Consider the following 19,829-nt stretch of genomic DNA (forward strand, 5'->3'; position numbering starts at 1 on the left):
CCAAATCACCCCCTCATTCGAATGCGCGGATCTACTACGCCATATAAAATATCAGCAATTAAATTACCGAGAATTAACATGAACGATGATAATAATGTGATTGCCATAATAATTGGATAATCAAATCTAAAAATAGCATTCACCCCGAGTGAACCAAGTCCCGGCCATGAGAAAACTGTTTCCGTAATGAACGCTCCGCCTACTAAACTTGGAATGGATAATCCGAAAATTGTAATGATCGGTATTAATACATTTCGAAGTACGTGATTAAATAAAACGCTTTTCTTTGAAGCACCGTACGCATATTGAATTTGTACGTAATCTTCCTCTAGTTGCTGGATTGTACTTGAGCGAATATATCTCATATAAACAGAGACGTTTTGGAACGCAAGTACCATACAAGGTAAAATGCCGTGCTTAACAATATCCAAGAAAGAATCTTGACCGACTGTACGCATCCCCATACTCGGAAGAAGATTCAACTTTAAAGAGAATAAGTAGACTAATAGTAAAGCGAACCAAAAGACTGGCATTGAGATTCCCACATAAGAGATAAAGTTTACAATGCGGTCAAAGAACGAATTCTTTTTCACACCTGTAAATAGTCCAAGTGGTATTGCGATTACGAATGAGACGAGTAAAGATGATCCCATTAACCCAATTGTTGCGGGTAATCTTTCTGCGATAAGATCTAAAACAGGACGATGATTTTGAAGTGAGTAACCAAAGTTCCCTGTTAAAATATTTTTTAACCATAAAAAATACTGCACGTAAATTGGTTGATCTAGTCCTAAACTTTTTCGAATACGCTCAACATCAATTGGACTCATATTTGGTGTGAAAAAGTTTCGAACGGGATCTCCCGGTGCTAGTTTTATTAATAGAAAAGAAATAATAGAAATAACAAATAAAAGCGGAATTGCATTTAAAAGCCTCTTCGCAATTACTTTATACACAAACTTCCCCCCTCAAGCTAAAGAAGCTGATTTCCACCAGCTTCTTTACTGTTTCTTATTTCACTTCATAAATCTTAGATAAATCTTCAAACATTGTAACTGGAATTGCTTTTGCTTCTTTTAATCCATCAAACTTTTTATCTACTGCAATAACCGCTTTCGGATACGCAATTGGTAGATAAGGTAAATCTTCTCTAGCTGTCTCTTGAATTTTATGGTATAGTTCTGCGCGTTTCGTTTTATCTGTTTCAACTGCAGCTTCTTCCCATAACTTATCGAAATCAGCGTTTTTATATCGTGCATAATTGTATTCAGCATTACTTAAGAATAAGCTCTTATATGAATCTGGCTCAGGTCCCATTATGTAACCACCAAATGTAATGTCATATTCTTTATTCTCTTTATCTAAGCCTTTTTCACTTGCCGCACTAGCATCTAATGCATTTAGTTCAACTTCTAAGCCAACTTCTTTTAACTTTTGTTGTGTATAAAGCGCTAAGCTTTCCATAATTTTATTATTCGTTACATACATCACGCGTACTTTTTCTTTATCTTTCACGCCAGCTTTCGCTAATAAATCTTTCGCTTCTTTTTTATCATACTTATAGTCTTTAATATCTTTCGCATAATACATAGCGTCTGGCGTTAAAATTGAATTTGCTGGTTCTGCAAATTGACTAGAAACGAATGCAGAGTTAATCATTTCTTTTTTATCTAACGCATGCGCAATTGCTTGGCGCACTTCTTTTTTCTTCATAAGATCTGTATTTTGGTTATAAGATAAGTAGAATAATCTACCTTCAGGGAATGTCACCATTGAGAAGTTCCCAGTGCTATCTAATTTCTTAAAGTCTTGCGGCTCAATCATCTTCATATTGATTTGACCATTTTGTAGTGAAACATTTGCTGTATTACGGTCTTTTACAACGCGATATACGATAGAGTCTAATTTCGCTTTACCACCTACATAATCATCAAATCGATCTAATGCAACGTACTCATCAGACTTATACTCTTTAAACTTAAACGGACCTGATCCTACAGGTTGTAAGTTTTTCTTACTCTTCGCTAAATCTGCTTCCCCTTCAAGTACATGTTTCGGAATTGGGAAGAAATCATTCATCACACCTTCAAAAGATGCACTTACTTGTGGTAAAACGAATTGAGTTGTTAACTCATCTACCTTTTTCACCTCAAGCGGTTTTCCTTTAAAAACAAAGTTTTCACGACTTGAGCTATTTTGCTTCTCATCTAAAATAGATTGGAATGTAAATGCTATGTCGTCTGATGTAATTTTCTTACCATCATGCCATTTCAAATTATCTTTTAACTTCAATGTCCACGTTAATTGATCCTCTGAAGGCGTAAAGCTCTCAGCAAGAACAAATTTCTTCTTACCGTCTTCCATATGATACAGCGGTGCATATAAAGCTTGCTGCACCGTTAACGACACACGATCATTCGCATAAAGCGGGTTCATCGTATCCGGATTATCACTAACACCAATCGTTAACGCCCCTCCATCTTTCGGAGTCCCTGATTTACTAGTTCCTGCTTGCTTCGAATCTTTTTCCCCTGAACAAGCAGCTAATGCAATAAATAATAGTAGGACAAATGGTAATACAAACAACTTCTTCTTCATATTTCGACCCCTCTCGACTATTTACACCTATAAGAAAACTCGGAATTAATACCGAGTTTTCTTATAGGTTTTAAATTACCACTACCCGTATGTATTGTCAAACTTTTTCGCAAAGGTAGAAAGTTTGTAATCTATTCGTGCATTCTTGCGATAAAGTGAAACTTTAATCAGTGGGGGGTTGTCCATCCCCCACTGATTATTAGCCCTCACCAATCGGGCTTTTACGGGCAGCCCGACTCCCACCTAACTCCTCCGCATTCGCCGAATTTTGAGGTGGGAGTCTTACTGCCCGTTAATGCGGGATAAACTATATTTATGCGTAGGGGAAAATAAAAAGACCACGAATAAGTAGCCTCATAAAATGAGTTGAAAAACTATTAACTTACAGAAAACCCCTCTAGAATGATTGTTATATGTGATCGAAAATGTAGAATGGAATTAAAGACAAAAAACACATTTAGGAGGTTATTATGACATTTGATGAATTGAAAAAAAACAAACCAACAACCTCATGGGTCGAGTATGATGAAGATGGGGAATTTTTCACTGAAGAAAATATAAGTGCAACAAATACGGCTCTTGACACTTACATTAACAATTTACAGCAATTAGGGGAGAACCCAACCGAGGTCGAAGTAATGCAAGTTGTTAAAGAGGTAGTGATTAAACTAAATGAACTAAATATCGAACATGACCATTTTATCGAAACAATGGAAAGAGAAGATCTCTATGAATTTATCGATGCAGCTGCACGAATAGCTGGCTTAGAATCCGAAGAAGATATAACTGAAGAATGGCGCGAATGGTAAAAAAAGCTGCCCCTCTAATAATAAAATGCACGACGGTATAAAAAAGAACATCGTTTGGAACCCTAAGCTTAATAGGGAAATCAACGGATTAGCTACCAATTGCTTCATAAAACAGATGCCATTGGTAGTTATCTTTTATCTTTTATCTTTTATCTTTTATCTTTAACCCTTAAATCCCCAACCGGAGACTAAATAGTTTTGCGTTTTGTTTATTGTAACGCGGATTACCTTCTTCTTATCATTTTTAGAATAACCTTCTACATCAATAAAACCTTCACGTACTCCATGTAAAATCTCAACTTTAGTAACTACAAGATCTATATTTTCTTTATCCTTCATGTAATTTATCACTACTTTTGAAGCTTTATCTTGCGTAATATTTTTGCAGTACATTGTGTAAGATATGTAGCCTATTATTAATAATAAAATTATTAAAATGGCAATATTCATCCAGTTTTTCTTATTCAATATATCCTCTCCTTAAGAAGATTTATAATATAACTATAAATCTTTTTTAAGACGATGGAAATATGAGAGGTTCAGTTTCAAATAACACCCTTTCCCATTTTGCTAGTAGTGGTTATGGTTATGGTTATACTGTACAGCAGTTATAAAATTTAGAAACCATTGCAAACAAAATAAATAAGAAATATGAATTCACATTGCATGCATAATAAAAAAGGGGAGAATTCCTCTCCCCTCTATTCTCATCTGTAATTTTTCTTCCATTAATGTTATTACCCCTCAACCCACACAAAAAAGACCACCAAAAGGCAGTCTCCCTCAAAACTCAATCCTATTCCCACCCCCACGCTCCACCGCTCTCTCATACAAATACTTCGCAACGATAATATCCACTACCGCCAAACCAACCGATTTAAAAATAGTAATCTCTTCATCGCTCTCTCTACCAGGTTTTTCTCCACTAATGATTTGTCCAAGTTCAGCGTGGATATCGCTCGCTTCAAATAAACCTTCTCGCACTGGAACTTGAAGATCTCCTGTTTCTTTTAGTGCTGCTTCTTTTGATTCGACTACTACTTTGTTTGCGCCCGCGATGGCTTGGGATGGTAGTTCTTGCATACTTGGCCTGAATGAGCCGACGGCGTTTACGTGGACGCCTTTTTGTAGTTTTTCTGAGAAGACTGGTGTGGATGCGTTCGTAGTTGTGACGATGATGTCTGCTTCGCTTATTGCCTCATTTGCATTTGTGTGAACATAAGCAGGTTTATTGAATTTCTCTTGTATATATTGCGCAAATGCATACGCTTTTTCTTCTGTTCGATTGTATAAAATGACTTTTTCGATATCTCTTACCGCAAATACTGCTTCAGCAATTCCCTTCGCCTGTTCACCCGTCCCGATAATACATAAAGTTTTTGCGTTATGACGAGCTAAATATTTTGTCGCTACTCCTGATAGAGCCCCTGTTCGAATCATCGTTAAGTAGGATCCTTCTAAAAGTGCGAGCGGTTCTCCCGTTTGAAAGTCTGATAGCATCACAATCCCGTTTATCGTTTTCTTTCCTATCTTTTTGTTCTCGGGGACTACTGTTACTACTTTTAAACCAAGTGCTTCAAGTCCTTCCGCTACTGAAGGCATAATTAATGCCGTATTTTTCTCGTTCGCAAATGGTAATGAGCCGCGTATTGGTGTGATCGTTCTTTCTGCGGAAAATTCTTTTAAAGCAAGCGCCGCGTATTCAATGACTTCATTCATATTTACTAAGTTTCGTTGTTCGTTCGCGCTTATGACTAGCATAGCTTTCCACCTCCTTCTTCTATCCTAACAAAAATCCCCGATTCAAATCATCTCTCGGGTCTATAACGAATTGATGGAATCCTGTAATAAATGCATGCCCCGTTACTTTCGGAACGACAGCTTCATATGTATGTACCGCTGTTACCGACAATACTTCTCCCTCGAATTTCCCGTCAGTAATACATTCGTGGACGAAAATTTCTCCCTTTTGTAAAGCATCCTTTTCAAAAAGAGTTGCGATTCTTGCGGAAGTTCCTGTACCGCAAGGAGAACGATCTACTTGCCCATCAGCAAAGATCGTTACATTTCGTAAAGTGGCACCTTCTTCTTTCGGTTCATCGGAGAAAATAACGCCGTATATTCCTTTTAAATCTTCTTCAAGTGGATGTTTTACTTCCATTTGGCTTTCAATATAGTGCTTAATTTTACCGCCCCACGTTTGAATAGCAGGTAAGTCTTTGAAATCGACTTTCAAACCAAATTCTTTACTATCTACTACCGCATAAAAAGCTCCGCCAAACGCGATATCTACTTGGAATTCATAGTCATCTATTTTAATAGGAACGTCTTTTTTGTATACAAATGAAGGAACATTTTCAAATGATACGGACTCTACTTCGCTCCCGTTATATGTTGCGTACGCAATGACTTCCCCGGCAGGGCTGTCAATAATAAACTTCTGTTTCTCACCTGCCACTTCAAACATACCTGTTTCAATTCCGACTGTAATAACAGCGATAATGCCGTGCCCACACATCGTACTCCATCCTTCATTGTGCATAAATAATACGCCAAAATCAGCATGAGCACTCGCAGGCGGAGTAATGATACAACCGTACATACCGTGGTGTCCTCTCGGCTCATACATAAGAATCTCGCGAAGATGATCCAAATGTTCCATGCAATATGCGCGTCTTTCTAGCTGCGTGTCTCCTTTTATTTCCGGCACGCCCCCTGTAATAATTCGAAGCGGCTCCCCAGCTACGTGAGCATCAATTGTCGTGTACACTTTACTAACCTTCATTTCTATCTCTCCCCTATATGTTGATACTATTTTTATTGCAAATATCATGCCAACGCATAGGGTATAAATTTGTATACATTGTGTAAAAAAGCATACACTACTGTCTATTTTTTTATACACGGTCCGGAAATTATTTTATGGAACCTTGATACAGCCAGGCTTATTATTTTCAATGGAAAGTTACTTCCACCCCCAACATATACTGTTCAAAAGCAAAAAGGAAGTGATCCAATGTACTACGGCACAAAAGGCTGGTACGTAGCCGAACTAAAAAAATTAGGCGTGCGCTATCACGAAGGACGAAAACTAGAAAGTTACCGCGGACACGTATTACGCAATTTACTAATCGCACAACAAGAGAAATTAAAAGAACAGTAATATGCTAATGTAGCGATATCGACGATTCGACATGGAATATTGACTTACCGACAAATCACTCCTCCATTCCACCAACCAATCACACATCAATACAAACCAAAAAAGGTCACCGAAACGGGTGACCTTCTTTTCTTATTCACAAACAAGAATTTGTCTAGTAAATGATCCTTTTCTTGTAACACAGCGATCTGTAATTTCGAATCCTGCTTCATGGATCATGTCGTCCATTGTTTCCATCGTGACAACGACTACTTTTTTAGCGATGCGGCGTGCACTTGAAAGAATGGAGAGTTGGTCTTCTGGTGTCGCGTGCGTAAATAAGTCGTACGGCATATCGATAATGGCAACGTCGTAGTTCTCAGTAATTTCTTCGATCGGACCTTTTGTTACTGTTCCTTCAAACCCGAAATGTGCGATGTTTTTTCTCGTTCCAAGAACTACAAGTGGATTAATATCTCTACCAACGATATTAATTCCCATAGAAAGTGCTTCTACTACTACTGTTCCAATACCACAGCACGGGTCAATTGCTCGTACTCCCTCTGGATTTGGTACAGCGATATTTGCAACTGATCTCGCAACACGTGTGCTTAGAGATGTCGAATAACTATGCGGTTTTTTTATGTGATGATACCAAACTGGCTCGCTTTCTACATAGTGTCCGAAGTACCAGCGTCCTCCAAGAGGAACAATTCCGAATACACGCTCTGGATTACGAACATCCGCTTCTCCTTCAATATGCATGCCAAGGTCTCGTTCAATAAGACGTCTTTCTCCATATTCAATTTTATTCTCTCCAACGAGGTCATTGATTTTAACGAATATAACTTTAAATGAAGCCCCCGCCAAATCAATTTGTTCTACTTGTTTTAAAATGCTTTCTAAGTCGTCTCCCTCGTACATCACTTCAACGCGCTCTTTTATAAACGCACTTCTACTTGGGTCAATTTTGACATCACTTTTCAAAATATTAACGTGAGACTCCGTTCCAAAGAACGAGCGCATTTCCAAGTAACATAAAGCACGCTCCTCCTCACGAAATGCATACGTATATATACATGCAGGTGTTTTACTATGATTATTCAATCTATGATCATCCTCTATATCGTTATAATTGCAATTACTACAGTAATTTTTCATATAAAATTAAATGATATCACATGCCGGAAATAAAGAGAAACGTTAATAAATAAAAGAGACTGCCTATTGGCAATCTCTTTTATTTTATTAACGGAAAGAAGATACGCTATTACCCTTCGCTTCGTAATAATCTAAAATACCTTGATAAATCGCTTCCGCTGCAGCTTGTCTCTGTTTTGGTGTAGCAATTTTATCTGCATCACTTTTATTATCTACAAATGCTAATTCTGTTAATACAGCTGGCATTGTATTTTCTCTAGTTACGTATAAGTCCTGATGTTTTATACCACGATCTTTTGTTCCAAGTGCTGCTACAAGACGGTCTTGAATTTTTTGTGCTAATAACATACTGTCTTCTACATGTGGATTCGTTACTTTTGCTCTTGCTGACTGATAATATAATGTTTCTGTACCTTGTCCATTTTTATATTGAGAGCCATTAGCATGAATACTTACAAAGATATCTCCATTATGTTCCTGTGCAAACTCTACTCGTTTTTTCAATGAATCTGTTGAGTTTACTCCTGGACGTGTATTATCTGTACGAGTGAACATAACAGTAAATGGTGCCTTTTGCTCAAATATTTTCTTTAATCGTAATGATACATCTAATACCGTTTCACTTTCTTTCTCGTAATAACCAACATTACCTGAGTCAATTCCACCATGACCTGGATCAATAATAATTGCTTTACCTTCTAAGAAGTTCTCTTGCTTCACTGGGTTTAATTGGTTTTTATCAACCCACTGGAAACCAGCGCCTACGCGGATTCGAATCCAGCTGCCACTCTCTTCCATAATCGTTACTGTTTGTGCATTATATGTACCTAGCACTTTAGAACTATGTGAAGCTGTCTCATACGCAGTAAAGCCTTGATTAATCGTTTCTGTTTTTTCTTGTATAGGTGTCCACTTCTCACCTTTACTTGTTACAATTTTTAACCAGCCATCTGCTCTTTGTTCTTTCACTACAACCATTTGTGGCTTATGCTGAACATCAGTAATACCAGATGATAATGATGGTTGATGATATGTAATAAAGTTTCTGTTCATATACATTCTTTTTGATGTATCTGTTTTATTTTGATCAGCCATCGCAATAAATTGAGCTGCTTCTGCACGAGTTACAGTTCCTTCAGGCTCCCAGCCATTTCCCGTACCTTTAGAAATCTCTAAAGCTACTAAAATATTAGCTTGTTTCTTACCCCAATGAGGTTCCAAATCTTTAAACTGTGTTGGAAGTTCTCCAATAATTTTCTTATCTAATGAATATGCTTGTACTAACATAGATGCCATAGATGCACGGTTAATTTGGCTTGATGGATTGAATTTACCAGTACCATCTCCACTAATTACACCTGCTTTTTCCACTGCAGCAATGTACGGAGCTGCCCAATGGTTTTGTGCATCTTTAAAAGATGGCTTTGCTTTTGGATCAATTGGTAAACCAAGAACGACTGCTAAAATTTTTGCAGCTGACCCTCTATCTACTGCTTCAGATGGAGAGAACGTTCCATCTGGCTTTCCATCAAGCGCCTTTTTACCTACTAAATAATCAACTGATTCTTGCGCCCATGTAGGAACATCCGAAAACTTCTTCGCTGCTGCGAAACTACTTACGGGAGACGATAATAAACTTGCGGCTAAAATACCTGCCGCGACTGCACGATACTTCATAAAAAATAATACTCCTCTCAACAATCATCATTTAATAACTCGTAATCTTAATATACAAATTATATTGAATTCAGACAAAAAAAATTAGTGCGCCTCTATTATTTTATAATACTCGAATTATGTAGTAAACCTACTTTCTTAATATTGTAAAATAAAGTGAAACTTTAATCAGTGGGGTGGGGGTCTTACTGCCCATTAAAGCGGGATAAATTACAATTAATTTACTTTTTGTTAAATAAAGTCGATTTCTCTGCAAATAAAAAATAGGCTACCCCTGGCAGCCTATTTCTTTTCTTATTCCGCAATCATCTCTGATAATACATATGAATAAACAAGTGCTTCTGTATGCGCAATCGAACTTTCATGTGTACGCTCAAATGCATGGGAAGAATCAATACCCGCTCCAATTAATGCATGTTTCACATCAAATCCAGCGCGAATCGCAGCCGATGCATCCGATCCATAGTACGGATAAATATCTACTTTATATTCAATATTGTTCGTTTTCGCAAGCTCTACTAAATGTTTACGCAGTGCATAATGATACGGACCGCTAGAATCTTTTGCACAAATAGATACTGTATATTCGTCAGATGCTTGTCCATCACCTAACGCCCCCATATCAACCGCTAAATATTCAACCGTTTCTTCTGGAATGTTAGAATTACCACCGTATCCAATCTCTTCATTATTAGAAATTAAGAAATGAGTTGTATATGGTAATGTTACGTTTTCATCTTGTAATCTCTTAATTAATTTTAATAAAATTGCAACACTTACTTTATCATCTAAATGACGTGATTTTATGTATCCACTGTCTGTAATTTGAACACGTGGGTCAAATGAAACGAAGTCTCCTACTTCAATGCCTAATTCGCGTACTTCATCAGCTGAAAACACACGCTCATCAATACGAACTTCTATATTTTTCTCATCTCGTTTCGCTTCACCTGCATCTTTATATACATGCACAGATGTTTGATGCATTAAAATCGTCCCTGTATATGTCTTACCGCTTGATGTTTCAATTTCGCAATATTCCCCTTCTACAGAGTTCCAGCGAAATCCACCAATCATAGAAAGACTTAGACGACCGTCAGGCTTAATTTCTTTCACCATCGCACCTAACGTGTCAACGTGTGCCGTTAATAAACGGTGCTGTGCATCATTTTTCCCTTTTACCGTTAAAATAAGAGCGCCTTTATTGTTACGCTTCGTTTCTACGTTCCACTCACTTACATAGTTTTCAATAAAACGAATAATTTTCTCTGTATTCCCAGACGGACTTGGAATAGAGACAAGCTCCTTAATCAGTTCCATCGTTTCTTTCGTATGATGTGCCATTGTCGTTTCCTCCTCATTTTCCCTATTATTTAGTATACAAAATTTGCTAGAAAACCTCTACTCATATAGCTTAATTTTCTGAACTGTAGTAAAATTCACTTTAGTATACAAAGGGAGTTATACAATATGAATACATCAAAAAAATATGTACACATTGCACTCATTTGGTTTTTAGCATCATTACTTTGTTTACAAGTTTCTTACGCAGTTCATACTACTACTTCTATTACAATTGGCTGGGTAGTAACAGCTATCTTCTTCATTATTAGTTTAATTGCAACAAAAAAGCATAGCGTTAATGAGTAACGCTATGCTTTTCCTACAAACCTATTCTTCTGACACATCTAATAAATAAATACCTCTTTCAAAGCCACCGCGCTCTATTTCTTTTTTCTTACGAAGACGTTCTACATCCTCAATTGTTGCACCTTCTGCACGCGCTAATGAAATGATTACTTCCAGTGCATCCGCAAGAGAATCAAGTGCATGTTCACGCTCTTTCATAGAAGCAAATTCACGAATTTCTTCCGTTCCAATTTTCGCTAAAGCTTGTATGTACGCTTGTCCTGTTAGCTTTTGTGCTGTATATGTTTTTCCAGACATCAAAATCTTCTCTGGAACACGATCTCTTACTAACTTGTTATATGCTGACATCATTCATCCTCCTATGTTTAATAACATCCGAGCTCTGCTGTATAGAAAAACCATTTCTTCGTCACACATGCACTAATCATATCAATTCCTGATCCTTTTGCTCTTACGTGCGGAAAGAAATAGTGCTCTGATCCTTCTTCTTCCTTGCCATATAAAGTTTGGTATTCAGCTGGAATTGCTTCTTTTTTCACATCTGTTTCTTTCGTCACCCCGTCAGAAAACGCAACGCTTGGATGTCCTTCAAAAAACAAAGCAGTTCGCAACGCCATAGACGGTGTACTATGCAAAGCATAATATACAAACAAAATTATACCCATAACACCTATAATTTTTTTCATGCATTACTCCTTAAAAAAAGTGCTAACACAATTATACTAAAATGTGTTAGCACTTTCTCCCCTTTACCTTAAATTAACCGGTAGTAAAACTATCATTCACTTTATTCCCCTTTAAATGCTGGCAAACGCTTTTCTAAAAATGCAGCAATTCCTTCTTTATGATCCGCTGTTTGTCTCATCGCATATTGGCCGCGTTTTTCAAGTTGCAGTGTTTGTTCTAAATTAGAACGATTTACTTCACATAAAATTTGCTTCGTTTGAACCATTGCTTTGATCGGTTTTTGTGACCATTCACTAATTTTTTGCTTCACAGCCGTTTGGAAATCCTCACCGATTACTTCATCAATTAAGCCAATATCAAGCGCTTCGCTCGCCGATAATTTCTTTCCTTCCCAAATAATTTGCTTCGTCATATTTTCACCAACGCGCTTTTGCAGGAAGAAATGACCGCCACCATCTGGAATTAAAGCGATTCCAATAAAGTTCATCGCAATAATGGATGAAATATCCGCCATCACATAATCAGCTGTTAATGCAATACTTAATCCAAGACCAGCAGTTGGTCCATGAATCGCACTAATCACAAGCTTTGGCATCGTATACAAAGTCACAACGACTTCAGAAATAGTATTCATAATGCCATCAAACTTACTTTCATCGTTACTTGAAAGCATTGATTTAATATCTCCACCCGCAGAAAAACCGCGGCCGTTACCGCATAACACAACAATATGCGCAGAACTCTCCGCTACTTCTTTCAGTTTTTGTAATAGTTCTTTTAACGTTGGCTCATCTAATGCATTTAACACCTCTGGGCGATTGACCATAACCGTTGCAACGTTTCCTTCATATTTCACAATGACAGATTCTGTTTTACTTGTTACTTCCATTATATACCCCTCTTTTCTACATAAAGATTATACTTATATAATTATAGAAAGAAGGTAAAAAACCCTTCTTTTTTCTTAATTTTCTGTCTAATAATCTCGTATTGTGTATATATCCTTGTATAAAACATACAATTCCGTTAAAAAATATAGCAATTAAAGTCGTTTTATCGCCTCTTCTCATCTATTTACCATTACAATGAAATGGTGTATTCTTAAGTCTGATATAAAAATCAAATATAGAAATTCATTCCCCTTCCTATTATATAGAGGGGTGCTGAAATAAAGGAATGAAGAAATGGAGGAACATATGGTTACTAAGTTAAAACAGACGGATAACTACTTCCCGCATTTCCTACTGCTATTCATCGTGTTTCAACCAATTTTAGATTTATTAACGTCTTTTTCAATCTATGTATTACACATGAGCGCAACAGTCGGAATCGTAGTCCGTTTCGCCTTTATGCTTCTTGCATTAGGTTATCTACTTCTTCATCATAAACAACAAGGCGCGAAAAAGTATATTCTTTATTTATGTCTCTTTGGCATCGTACTTGCAATCGGCCTTGTGAATAATTTAATGGTTAAATCTCCAGTTTCATTTGGAGAAGAAGTGAAATTTATTTTGAAAAGTGTATATCCAATTGTACTACTGTTTGGATATATTATCGCACTAAAAGAATTAAAAAATAACGAATATGCGTTTCATAAAATCATTACGTATTTCTTATATGCAACGTTAATTTTAAGTATTTCAATCATCGCCGCTATGGCAAGTGGTACAGATTTCCCAAGCTATCCGAACTCAAAGATCGGTTCAAGAGGATGGTTCTTTGCTGGAAATGATTTAAGTTCCATTTTCGCAATTATGTTCCCAATCGTTGTCTTATACTCGGTTCATAAAACAACTTCTTTCTCAAAAGTGTATTACTGGATTCCAACTGTACTTGCGATGTATGCAAGCATTATGATTGGAACGAAAGTAGGCTATGGTGCCATCGTTATTACACTTGGCATCGCTCTTTTCTTCTTATTCATTGAATATATGATACATCGTAAAAAAGAAGGAAAAGGATTCACATATCTTGTAAACACAGTTGTTGCTGCTGTCGTATTAGGAGGGTTACTCGTACTTACACCGCAAACTCCTATCGCAAAAAACATGACCATCCATTTACAAATATATGAATACAAAAAATCAGTACAAGAAGAGAAAGACCGAAAAGAAGGAAAAGTAATTACAGAAGAAGAACATAAAGAAGGCGAACTAACAGACTCTGAAATGAAGAGCTTAATTTACAGTGATCGCGACAAATTTTTAAAAGTATATAAACAATACTATAAAGACGCACCACTATCTCAAAAACTATTTGGAATGGGCTACGCTGGTAACTATACAACGAAAATGAAATTAGTCGAAATGGATTTCCACGACCTATTCTTTGCATTTGGTATTGTCGGATTCCTTATGTACTTACTGCCTCTTCTTTATTTCGGTATAAAAATATTCATTCGCTTGATCACAAACTTCAAGAAACTATTTAGCGTAAAACATATGCTACTAGCTAGCACACTCGTCTTATCGCTCGGTATCGGCTTTATGTCTGGACACGTGTTAACAGCACCAGCCGTTAGTATTTTCTTCGTTGTGATACTCGCTTATTTAATTGTTGATTTAGAAATAGAATAGAAAGAAGCAGCATCTACTTGGATGCTGCTTCTTTTTATTCTACTGAAAAGACGCCCGAATTTCCTCCAGCACCTCATCAATATTATCCTTCGTAATAACAATACCGAAATCTTTCGGTACATTACTATCTTCTTCTTTTACAACTTTATGTGCGATCATCTTCCCGACTTCTGGTCTGAAATGATGTCCATCCATATAATTATCTAAGTTCTTTGTTACTGAATTTAAATACATGAAATGATGTACTTCTCCAAATACATCGACAGCATCATGGAGCCATCTTTTATAATCTTCCCATCGACCTGATTGAATCATCGTACGGAACAATGGCTCTGAAACAGGAGTTGTAAAAATATAAAACTTCGTATTCGGATTATGGGATTTTACAGTACCTAATATTTCCTTCATATTTTGATACTCATAATTCCCGCCATAGATCTCTCTACTAAATTTATCTACTTGCGCGGCAATTTGTGTATCACGCTCTTCTTTCGTATACTCACGCATCGACTTTATGTTATCGCGATTATATACATCAATAGTCTTATTGTGATGAATGGAGTTTTGAATTGTATTTCGGGAATATGTAATCCCATCCATACTCACATACGATTTAATTGGATATAGTAAGCTTTGCGCCTCATTAATATATACTTCTGGCTTTTCAAAACCGATTTCTCTATTTTTGTTTGTTCCAAGGAAATCTAAACCAATCACAATAGAAGATAATTCACTACCTTTTCTCTCTTTTGCATATTCAATATACGCATCGTACTCACGCGGATCTGTACTACTTACCGCATAATTAAATGCATTTAATCCGAGAAAATCATTCTCATTGATAAACGTTGTTCTACTACTTCCAAGTATAACGCCATCATAAGTAAACGGACGATATGTTATATAATTCGTTTTTTGTTGTCTCTCATTAAACCCAAACTGAACATCATTCCACTTATTTTTATGCGAGAATAACCAAAGTGAATCTGCATAGCCATTAAATATTCCAACACCTGCAAGTGGAACAAAAACACATACAAAAACGAAAATAAGCCACTGTTTGTTTTTCATATTCTCCACCTAGAAATTAAAGTATAAAAACTCACTAATACTCGTTAAATGTAGCACACTATACACAAGTAATATTGCAGTAAATAACGCCGTCCATACTGTCGGACGGAATGAGTCTTTTAACTGAATTGAATTTTTTAAGAAGAAACTAATACATAATGCTCCGAAAATATACGCTACTATTTCCGTATTTAATAATGAAACATGGTATGCTTCAGTAAATGAAACACCGTACTCTTTTAAAAATTGTAGTTTCTCAATAATAAATACCGGAAACACGCTATTTGCTAGTTCGAATCCATTAAATCCAAACATTCCTTTTAGCACTTTCACCGCATCATGCATCGATGTTGCTCTAAAGAATACCCACGTTATATTAATGAAGAAAAACGTCAAGAGCCATCCTGCCCAGGCCGGCATGCGGCCTCCTGCTTTATTCCACAAACGATGAACGACAGAAGCTAATCCGTGTAAAAATCCCCAAAAAATAAATGTCCAACCAGCACCATGCCAAAGTCCACTTATTAAGAAGACAATCATAATATTGACGTATGTACGCGTAATTCCTTTTCGATTTCCTCCAAGAGAAATATACACGTATTTCGTTAAAAACTGACTTAATGTCATATGCCAACGATGCCAAAAATCTTGTATACTCACCGCTTTATACGGGGAATTAAAGTTTTGAGGCAATTTAATATTAAACATTAACGCAATCCCAATTGCCATATCGCTATATCCACTGAAATCAAAGTATAACTGGAATGTAAACGCTAATGATGAAAGCCACGCTTCAACAAATGTTAGCGACTGCTGTACATCAAACCCTTCCCGTACAACGGGAGATAAAACATCTGCAATCCCTACTTTTTTGAAAATACCGATGGCAAATACAAAAATACCGAGAACGATATAATTCGATTGCCAACGCTTTTTACTACGATCAGCAAACTGCGGCATAATTTGCGCATGGTGCACAATCGGACCTGCAATAAGTTGCGGGAAAAATGTTACAAACAGAGCGTAATCAAGAAAATGACATGCCTCCGTCTCCCCGCGATATGTATCTACTAAAAACGCAATCTTTTGGAATGTATAGAAACTAATCGCAAGCGGTAACGTTAATGATAATAATGTAAAATGAGTTCCAAATAACGAATTCACATTTTGTAAAAAGAAATCATAGTACTTGAAATAACTAAGCATTCCTATATTAAATATTAAACCTACCGTTAAAAGGAATTTACTCTTATGCTTCACGAGCCTCATTCCAATAAAGTAGTTCACAATGAGCGATATTAACATAAGCGGCAAGTATTTTATATTCCAATAACTATAGAAAAATAAAGATGCTGCCACAAGCCAAGCTTTCGCTAAAGTAGTTTGTCCCAATTTATTTAATAGAAAATATAAAAGAAATGCTATCGGTAAAAATAAAAAAATAAACTCAAACGAGTTAAATAACACACCATCTCTTCCCTTCTAAACAAATCACACCTTATTCATCTTATCTTATCCAGATAGCGAGTGTCAAAAGGATTCCATACCGCTTTTCTTCTATTATATAGAATAATTATTTTAATCGAATTATTAACATGCTAAAATATTAAAGGCATCATTATATAAAAGAATATATAATAGATATGTCGGTTTTTTTTTGCACGAAATGTATCTCAAAAAAGTGAGGAGAGTCCTTTGGTATTTAGTAGTTCGATTTTCTTATTTATCTTTTTACCTCTCGTATTATTTTTCTATTTTATAGTGCGTGCCGAGCTACGTAATTTCGTATTACTTGCATTTAGTTTAATTTTCTATGCATGGGGCGAACCACGTTTCGTTCTTTTAATGCTCTTTTCCATTGTATTAAACTACTGCTTCGGTCTACTCGTGCATCATTATGATAAACGAAAAAATATGAAAGTCACATTTTTAATTATGGCTGTGGTCGGAAATATTTTATTACTTTCTTATTTTAAATATATTTCATTTTTCACAGACATTTTAAACAACGTCTTGCACTTATCTATTCATGTGGAACCTATTCCACTACCAATTGGAATTTCATTTTATACATTCCAAGCGATGTCCTATGTCATCGATATATACCGTAAAGATGGGGATGTTCAAAAAAATCCACTTAACTTAGCGCTATATATATCTATTTTCCCTCAGCTTATTGCCGGACCAATTGTTCGTTACAATATTGTCGCTGAGCAAATTAAAACGCGCATCCATTCTTTTGAACGATTCACAGAAGGTATTCAAATTTTCGTTCTTGGACTAGCGAAAAAGATATTAATCGCCAACCAAGTTGGATTTGTCGCTGATAAAATCTTCGCCTTACCACCATCTGAAATAAGTGTTGGAACGGCATGGATCGGTATTATCGCCTATACCCTGCAAATTTATTTCGATTTCTCAGGATACTCTGATATGGCAATCGGACTTGGAAAAATGTTCGGATTTGATTTCCCGAAAAACTTCAACTATCCATACATCTCTAAATCTATTTCAGAGTTTTGGAGAAGATGGCATATTACACTTGGCTCTTGGTTCCGCGATTACATATATATCCCGCTCGGCGGAAACCGCGTTTCAAAACTAGCGAATTATCGTAACCTCTTCATCGTATGGGGATTAACTGGTTTATGGCACGGAGCGAGCTGGACCTTTATCGCATGGGGCTTATATTACGGCTTTATTATTTCAATTGAAAAAGCTGGATTTGAAAAAATATTAAACAAACTATGGAAACCGCTGCAACATGCATACGTATTACTAATCGTTATGATCGGCTGGGTGTTCTTCCGAGCTGACAACTTCGCGTACTCGTTCCAATATTTAAAAGCGATGTTCGGCATAGATGGGCAATCTCTCATTGATGACAATACAATGTTATACGTACATGAATACATTATCGTATTTCTCATTGCCTTTATCGCAGCGACACCAATTTTAAAACGAGTGAAAAACATACTAGAACTTGCACCAAAAACGTACATGTTCACAATGCAATTTGTACGTCCTATATTATTACTAACATTATTTATGATTTCGGTTATGTACTTGATTAACTCAACATATAACCCATTTATTTATTTCAGGTTTTAACTTATCCAGCTATTTGCTGGGCAACTCTTAAAAGCCCAATGAGTTAAGGCTCATAATTAGCGGGGCATGAACACCCTCCACTAATTCAAGTTTCACTTTATGTAGGAAGGAAAAGTTATTATGAAAAAATTGGGAAACCTCATCCTGTTTATCGGTTTTCTCACCATTATCTTTTCATTTGGCATATTATCGTTACTCAAAACAGACCGAGACATTTCACCAGTTGAAAATCGGCCGCTCGCTCAAAAACCAGCACTTACGAAAGAAGCTCTCCTAGCTGGTAGCTTCTTTAAAGATTTTGAAACATACACAAATGATCAACTAATCGGACGAGATGAGCTAATTAAAAACTATACGATTGCTCAAATTAATATGGGGAAATCTCTCATTAACGACATTATTTTAACTGATGATAAATGGCTCCTTAAAAACCCGGCGTGGACGAAAAAATATAATGAAATTGACCAATCCATGCCCGCTATAAACGATTTATCTCACTTTTTAAAAGAACAAAACGTTGAGTTTTACTTTGCTTTACCGCCGTCAAAAACGAATGCATTATCATTTAAATTACCTTCTCATATTCACACATATGCACAGGAAAATTTAAATTACTTTCTAAACAAACTTCCAGCTGACGTAAAGCCAATAAAACTGATGGAGCAATTCAAACAGAACTATACGAGCAAAGAAATACAGGACATGTATTTCAAAACGGATCATCACTGGAATATAGATGGTGCCTTCGTAGGCTACCAATATATAATGAACACAATCGGGCAACAATCTTCTATATATAAAGGAAAAGAAATAAAAAAAGAAGACTACACTCGTACATGTGCGCAAAATAAGCATTTAGTCGGAAGCTTCAACAACCAGCTATACCAACTCATCGATGCAACGGGTGAAAAATTGTGCTACTACACACCGAAAGACGGTTTCAACTTCACAAGCGTAACCGCAAAAGATGTAAAAGGTACTGTTCATCAAAACTTAGCTGACATATACGGCGTAGAAAAACAAAAAGATACAACATCATACGCAGGTTATTACACAGACGACTATCCAGAAATCGTCATCGAAAATAACAATGCACCAAATGAAGTACGCGCCTTAGTCCTAAAAGACTCATTCGCAAACGCAATCGTGCCACACTTAGCAAAAAGCTTTAAACATACATCTATCCTCGACCTGCGTCACTATCACGAAAAAGATGTATATCAATACATTACAGACAACAATATTAACATGGTATTGTTCGTGTATAGTGATTCGAATTTGAGTGGGGATATGTTTAAGTTTAAGAAATAGAAAGAAGCCTCTTGTAAATATACAAGAGGCTTCTTT

Annotated in this window: 19 protein-coding genes; 6 read left to right on the forward strand and 13 right to left on the reverse strand. The window is 36.4% G+C overall.

Annotated elements, in window-relative coordinates; translation table 11 throughout:
* Positions 1 to 5 precede the first annotated feature (5 nt).
* Both AC3WTI_RS13405 and AC3WTI_RS13410 read right to left on the reverse strand, forming a co-directional pair.
* Positions 6 to 956 (reverse strand): ABC transporter permease, encoded by a 951-nt coding sequence (locus AC3WTI_RS13405; protein ID WP_253621496.1) that lies wholly within the window; start codon positions 954 to 956, stop codon positions 6 to 8.
* A gap of 55 nt (positions 957 to 1,011) precedes the next feature.
* The gene (locus AC3WTI_RS13410; RefSeq protein WP_253621495.1) at positions 1,012 to 2,598 is read right to left on the reverse strand and encodes an ABC transporter substrate-binding protein; all 1,587 of its coding nucleotides are present in this window, start codon (positions 2,596 to 2,598) and stop codon (positions 1,012 to 1,014) included.
* A 470-nt stretch (positions 2,599 to 3,068) separates the two neighbouring features.
* Here AC3WTI_RS13410 and AC3WTI_RS13415 point away from each other — a divergent pair, with 470 nt between their 5' ends.
* A complete protein-coding gene (locus tag AC3WTI_RS13415; RefSeq protein WP_087957533.1) occupies positions 3,069 to 3,407 on the forward strand; it encodes a hypothetical protein in 339 nt (112 codons plus the stop codon).
* Between the two features lie 162 nt (positions 3,408 to 3,569).
* On the opposite strand, the gene AC3WTI_RS13420 is transcribed toward AC3WTI_RS13415, so the two are convergent.
* The 3 genes from AC3WTI_RS13420 to AC3WTI_RS13430 form a co-directional block, all read right to left on the reverse strand.
* Positions 3,570 to 3,857 carry a hypothetical protein gene (locus AC3WTI_RS13420; protein ID WP_375377828.1) on the reverse strand — a complete coding sequence of 96 codons (288 nt, stop codon included), beginning with the start codon at positions 3,855 to 3,857 and terminating at the stop codon, positions 3,570 to 3,572.
* A 333-nt stretch (positions 3,858 to 4,190) separates the two neighbouring features.
* Positions 4,191 to 5,168 carry an ornithine cyclodeaminase family protein gene (locus AC3WTI_RS13425; protein WP_253621493.1) on the reverse strand — a complete coding sequence of 326 codons (978 nt, stop codon included), beginning with the start codon at positions 5,166 to 5,168 and terminating at the stop codon, positions 4,191 to 4,193.
* A gap of 19 nt (positions 5,169 to 5,187) precedes the next feature.
* Positions 5,188 to 6,240, reverse strand: a complete 1,053-nt coding sequence (locus AC3WTI_RS13430) for a proline racemase family protein (protein WP_253621492.1) — start codon at positions 6,238 to 6,240, stop codon at positions 5,188 to 5,190.
* A gap of 84 nt (positions 6,241 to 6,324) precedes the next feature.
* Between AC3WTI_RS13430 and AC3WTI_RS13435 the strand changes: the two genes are divergently transcribed.
* On the forward strand, positions 6,325 to 6,570 hold the full coding sequence (locus tag AC3WTI_RS13435; protein WP_253621707.1) for a YflJ family protein: 246 nt from the start codon (positions 6,325 to 6,327) through the stop codon (positions 6,568 to 6,570).
* Positions 6,571 to 6,702: 132 nt separating this feature from the next.
* Here AC3WTI_RS13435 and AC3WTI_RS13440 read toward each other — a convergent pair whose 3' ends face one another.
* From AC3WTI_RS13440 to AC3WTI_RS13450, 3 genes are all read right to left on the reverse strand, one after another.
* A complete protein-coding gene (locus AC3WTI_RS13440; RefSeq protein ID WP_048526434.1) occupies positions 6,703 to 7,656 on the reverse strand; it encodes a TRM11 family SAM-dependent methyltransferase in 954 nt (317 codons plus the stop codon).
* 141 nt (positions 7,657 to 7,797) lie between these two features.
* Positions 7,798 to 9,387 (reverse strand): N-acetylmuramoyl-L-alanine amidase, encoded by a 1,590-nt coding sequence (locus tag AC3WTI_RS13445; RefSeq protein WP_087957528.1) that lies wholly within the window; start codon positions 9,385 to 9,387, stop codon positions 7,798 to 7,800.
* A 294-nt stretch (positions 9,388 to 9,681) separates the two neighbouring features.
* Positions 9,682 to 10,731: a M42 family metallopeptidase gene (locus tag AC3WTI_RS13450; RefSeq protein WP_087957527.1), complete on the reverse strand. Its 1,050-nt coding sequence runs from the start codon at positions 10,729 to 10,731 to the stop codon at positions 9,682 to 9,684.
* 126 nt (positions 10,732 to 10,857) lie between these two features.
* Between AC3WTI_RS13450 and AC3WTI_RS13455 the strand changes: the two genes are divergently transcribed.
* Positions 10,858 to 11,037, forward strand: a complete 180-nt coding sequence (locus AC3WTI_RS13455) for a hypothetical protein (protein ID WP_087957526.1) — start codon at positions 10,858 to 10,860, stop codon at positions 11,035 to 11,037.
* A 21-nt stretch (positions 11,038 to 11,058) separates the two neighbouring features.
* On the opposite strand, the gene AC3WTI_RS13460 is transcribed toward AC3WTI_RS13455, so the two are convergent.
* The 3 genes from AC3WTI_RS13460 to AC3WTI_RS13470 form a co-directional block, all read right to left on the reverse strand.
* The gene (locus tag AC3WTI_RS13460; RefSeq protein ID WP_060487647.1) at positions 11,059 to 11,385 is read right to left on the reverse strand and encodes a nucleoside triphosphate pyrophosphohydrolase; all 327 of its coding nucleotides are present in this window, start codon (positions 11,383 to 11,385) and stop codon (positions 11,059 to 11,061) included.
* Positions 11,386 to 11,402: 17 nt separating this feature from the next.
* Positions 11,403 to 11,723: a YjcN family protein gene (locus tag AC3WTI_RS13465; RefSeq protein WP_087957525.1), complete on the reverse strand. Its 321-nt coding sequence runs from the start codon at positions 11,721 to 11,723 to the stop codon at positions 11,403 to 11,405.
* A 101-nt stretch (positions 11,724 to 11,824) separates the two neighbouring features.
* The gene (locus tag AC3WTI_RS13470) at positions 11,825 to 12,613 is read right to left on the reverse strand and encodes an enoyl-CoA hydratase (RefSeq protein ID WP_098903352.1); all 789 of its coding nucleotides are present in this window, start codon (positions 12,611 to 12,613) and stop codon (positions 11,825 to 11,827) included.
* Positions 12,614 to 12,920: 307 nt separating this feature from the next.
* Between AC3WTI_RS13470 and AC3WTI_RS13475 the strand changes: the two genes are divergently transcribed.
* Positions 12,921 to 14,300, forward strand: coding sequence for an O-antigen ligase family protein (locus AC3WTI_RS13475; RefSeq protein ID WP_253621491.1), 1,380 nt, complete (start codon positions 12,921 to 12,923; stop codon positions 14,298 to 14,300).
* A 39-nt stretch (positions 14,301 to 14,339) separates the two neighbouring features.
* Here AC3WTI_RS13475 and AC3WTI_RS13480 read toward each other — a convergent pair whose 3' ends face one another.
* Together AC3WTI_RS13480 and AC3WTI_RS13485 are read right to left on the reverse strand one after the other, a co-directional pair.
* Entirely contained in the window at positions 14,340 to 15,371 is a 1,032-nt protein-coding gene (locus AC3WTI_RS13480; protein ID WP_253621490.1) for a hypothetical protein, read from the reverse strand.
* 9 nt (positions 15,372 to 15,380) lie between these two features.
* Positions 15,381 to 16,838 (reverse strand): MBOAT family O-acyltransferase, encoded by a 1,458-nt coding sequence (locus tag AC3WTI_RS13485; RefSeq protein WP_098903354.1) that lies wholly within the window; start codon positions 16,836 to 16,838, stop codon positions 15,381 to 15,383.
* 228 nt (positions 16,839 to 17,066) lie between these two features.
* On the opposite strand from AC3WTI_RS13485, the gene AC3WTI_RS13490 reads away from it, so the two are divergent.
* Complete coding sequence (locus AC3WTI_RS13490) at positions 17,067 to 18,482, forward strand: MBOAT family O-acyltransferase (protein WP_087957520.1); 1,416 nt, start codon at positions 17,067 to 17,069, stop codon at positions 18,480 to 18,482.
* Positions 18,483 to 18,602: 120 nt separating this feature from the next.
* On the forward strand, positions 18,603 to 19,793 hold the full coding sequence (gene patB1 / locus AC3WTI_RS13495; RefSeq protein WP_097840886.1) for a secondary cell wall polysaccharide O-acetyltransferase PatB1: 1,191 nt from the start codon (positions 18,603 to 18,605) through the stop codon (positions 19,791 to 19,793).
* Positions 19,794 to 19,829 lie beyond the last annotated feature (36 nt).

The sequence above is a fragment of the Bacillus sp. EB106-02-03-XG38 genome, assembly GCF_058792175.1.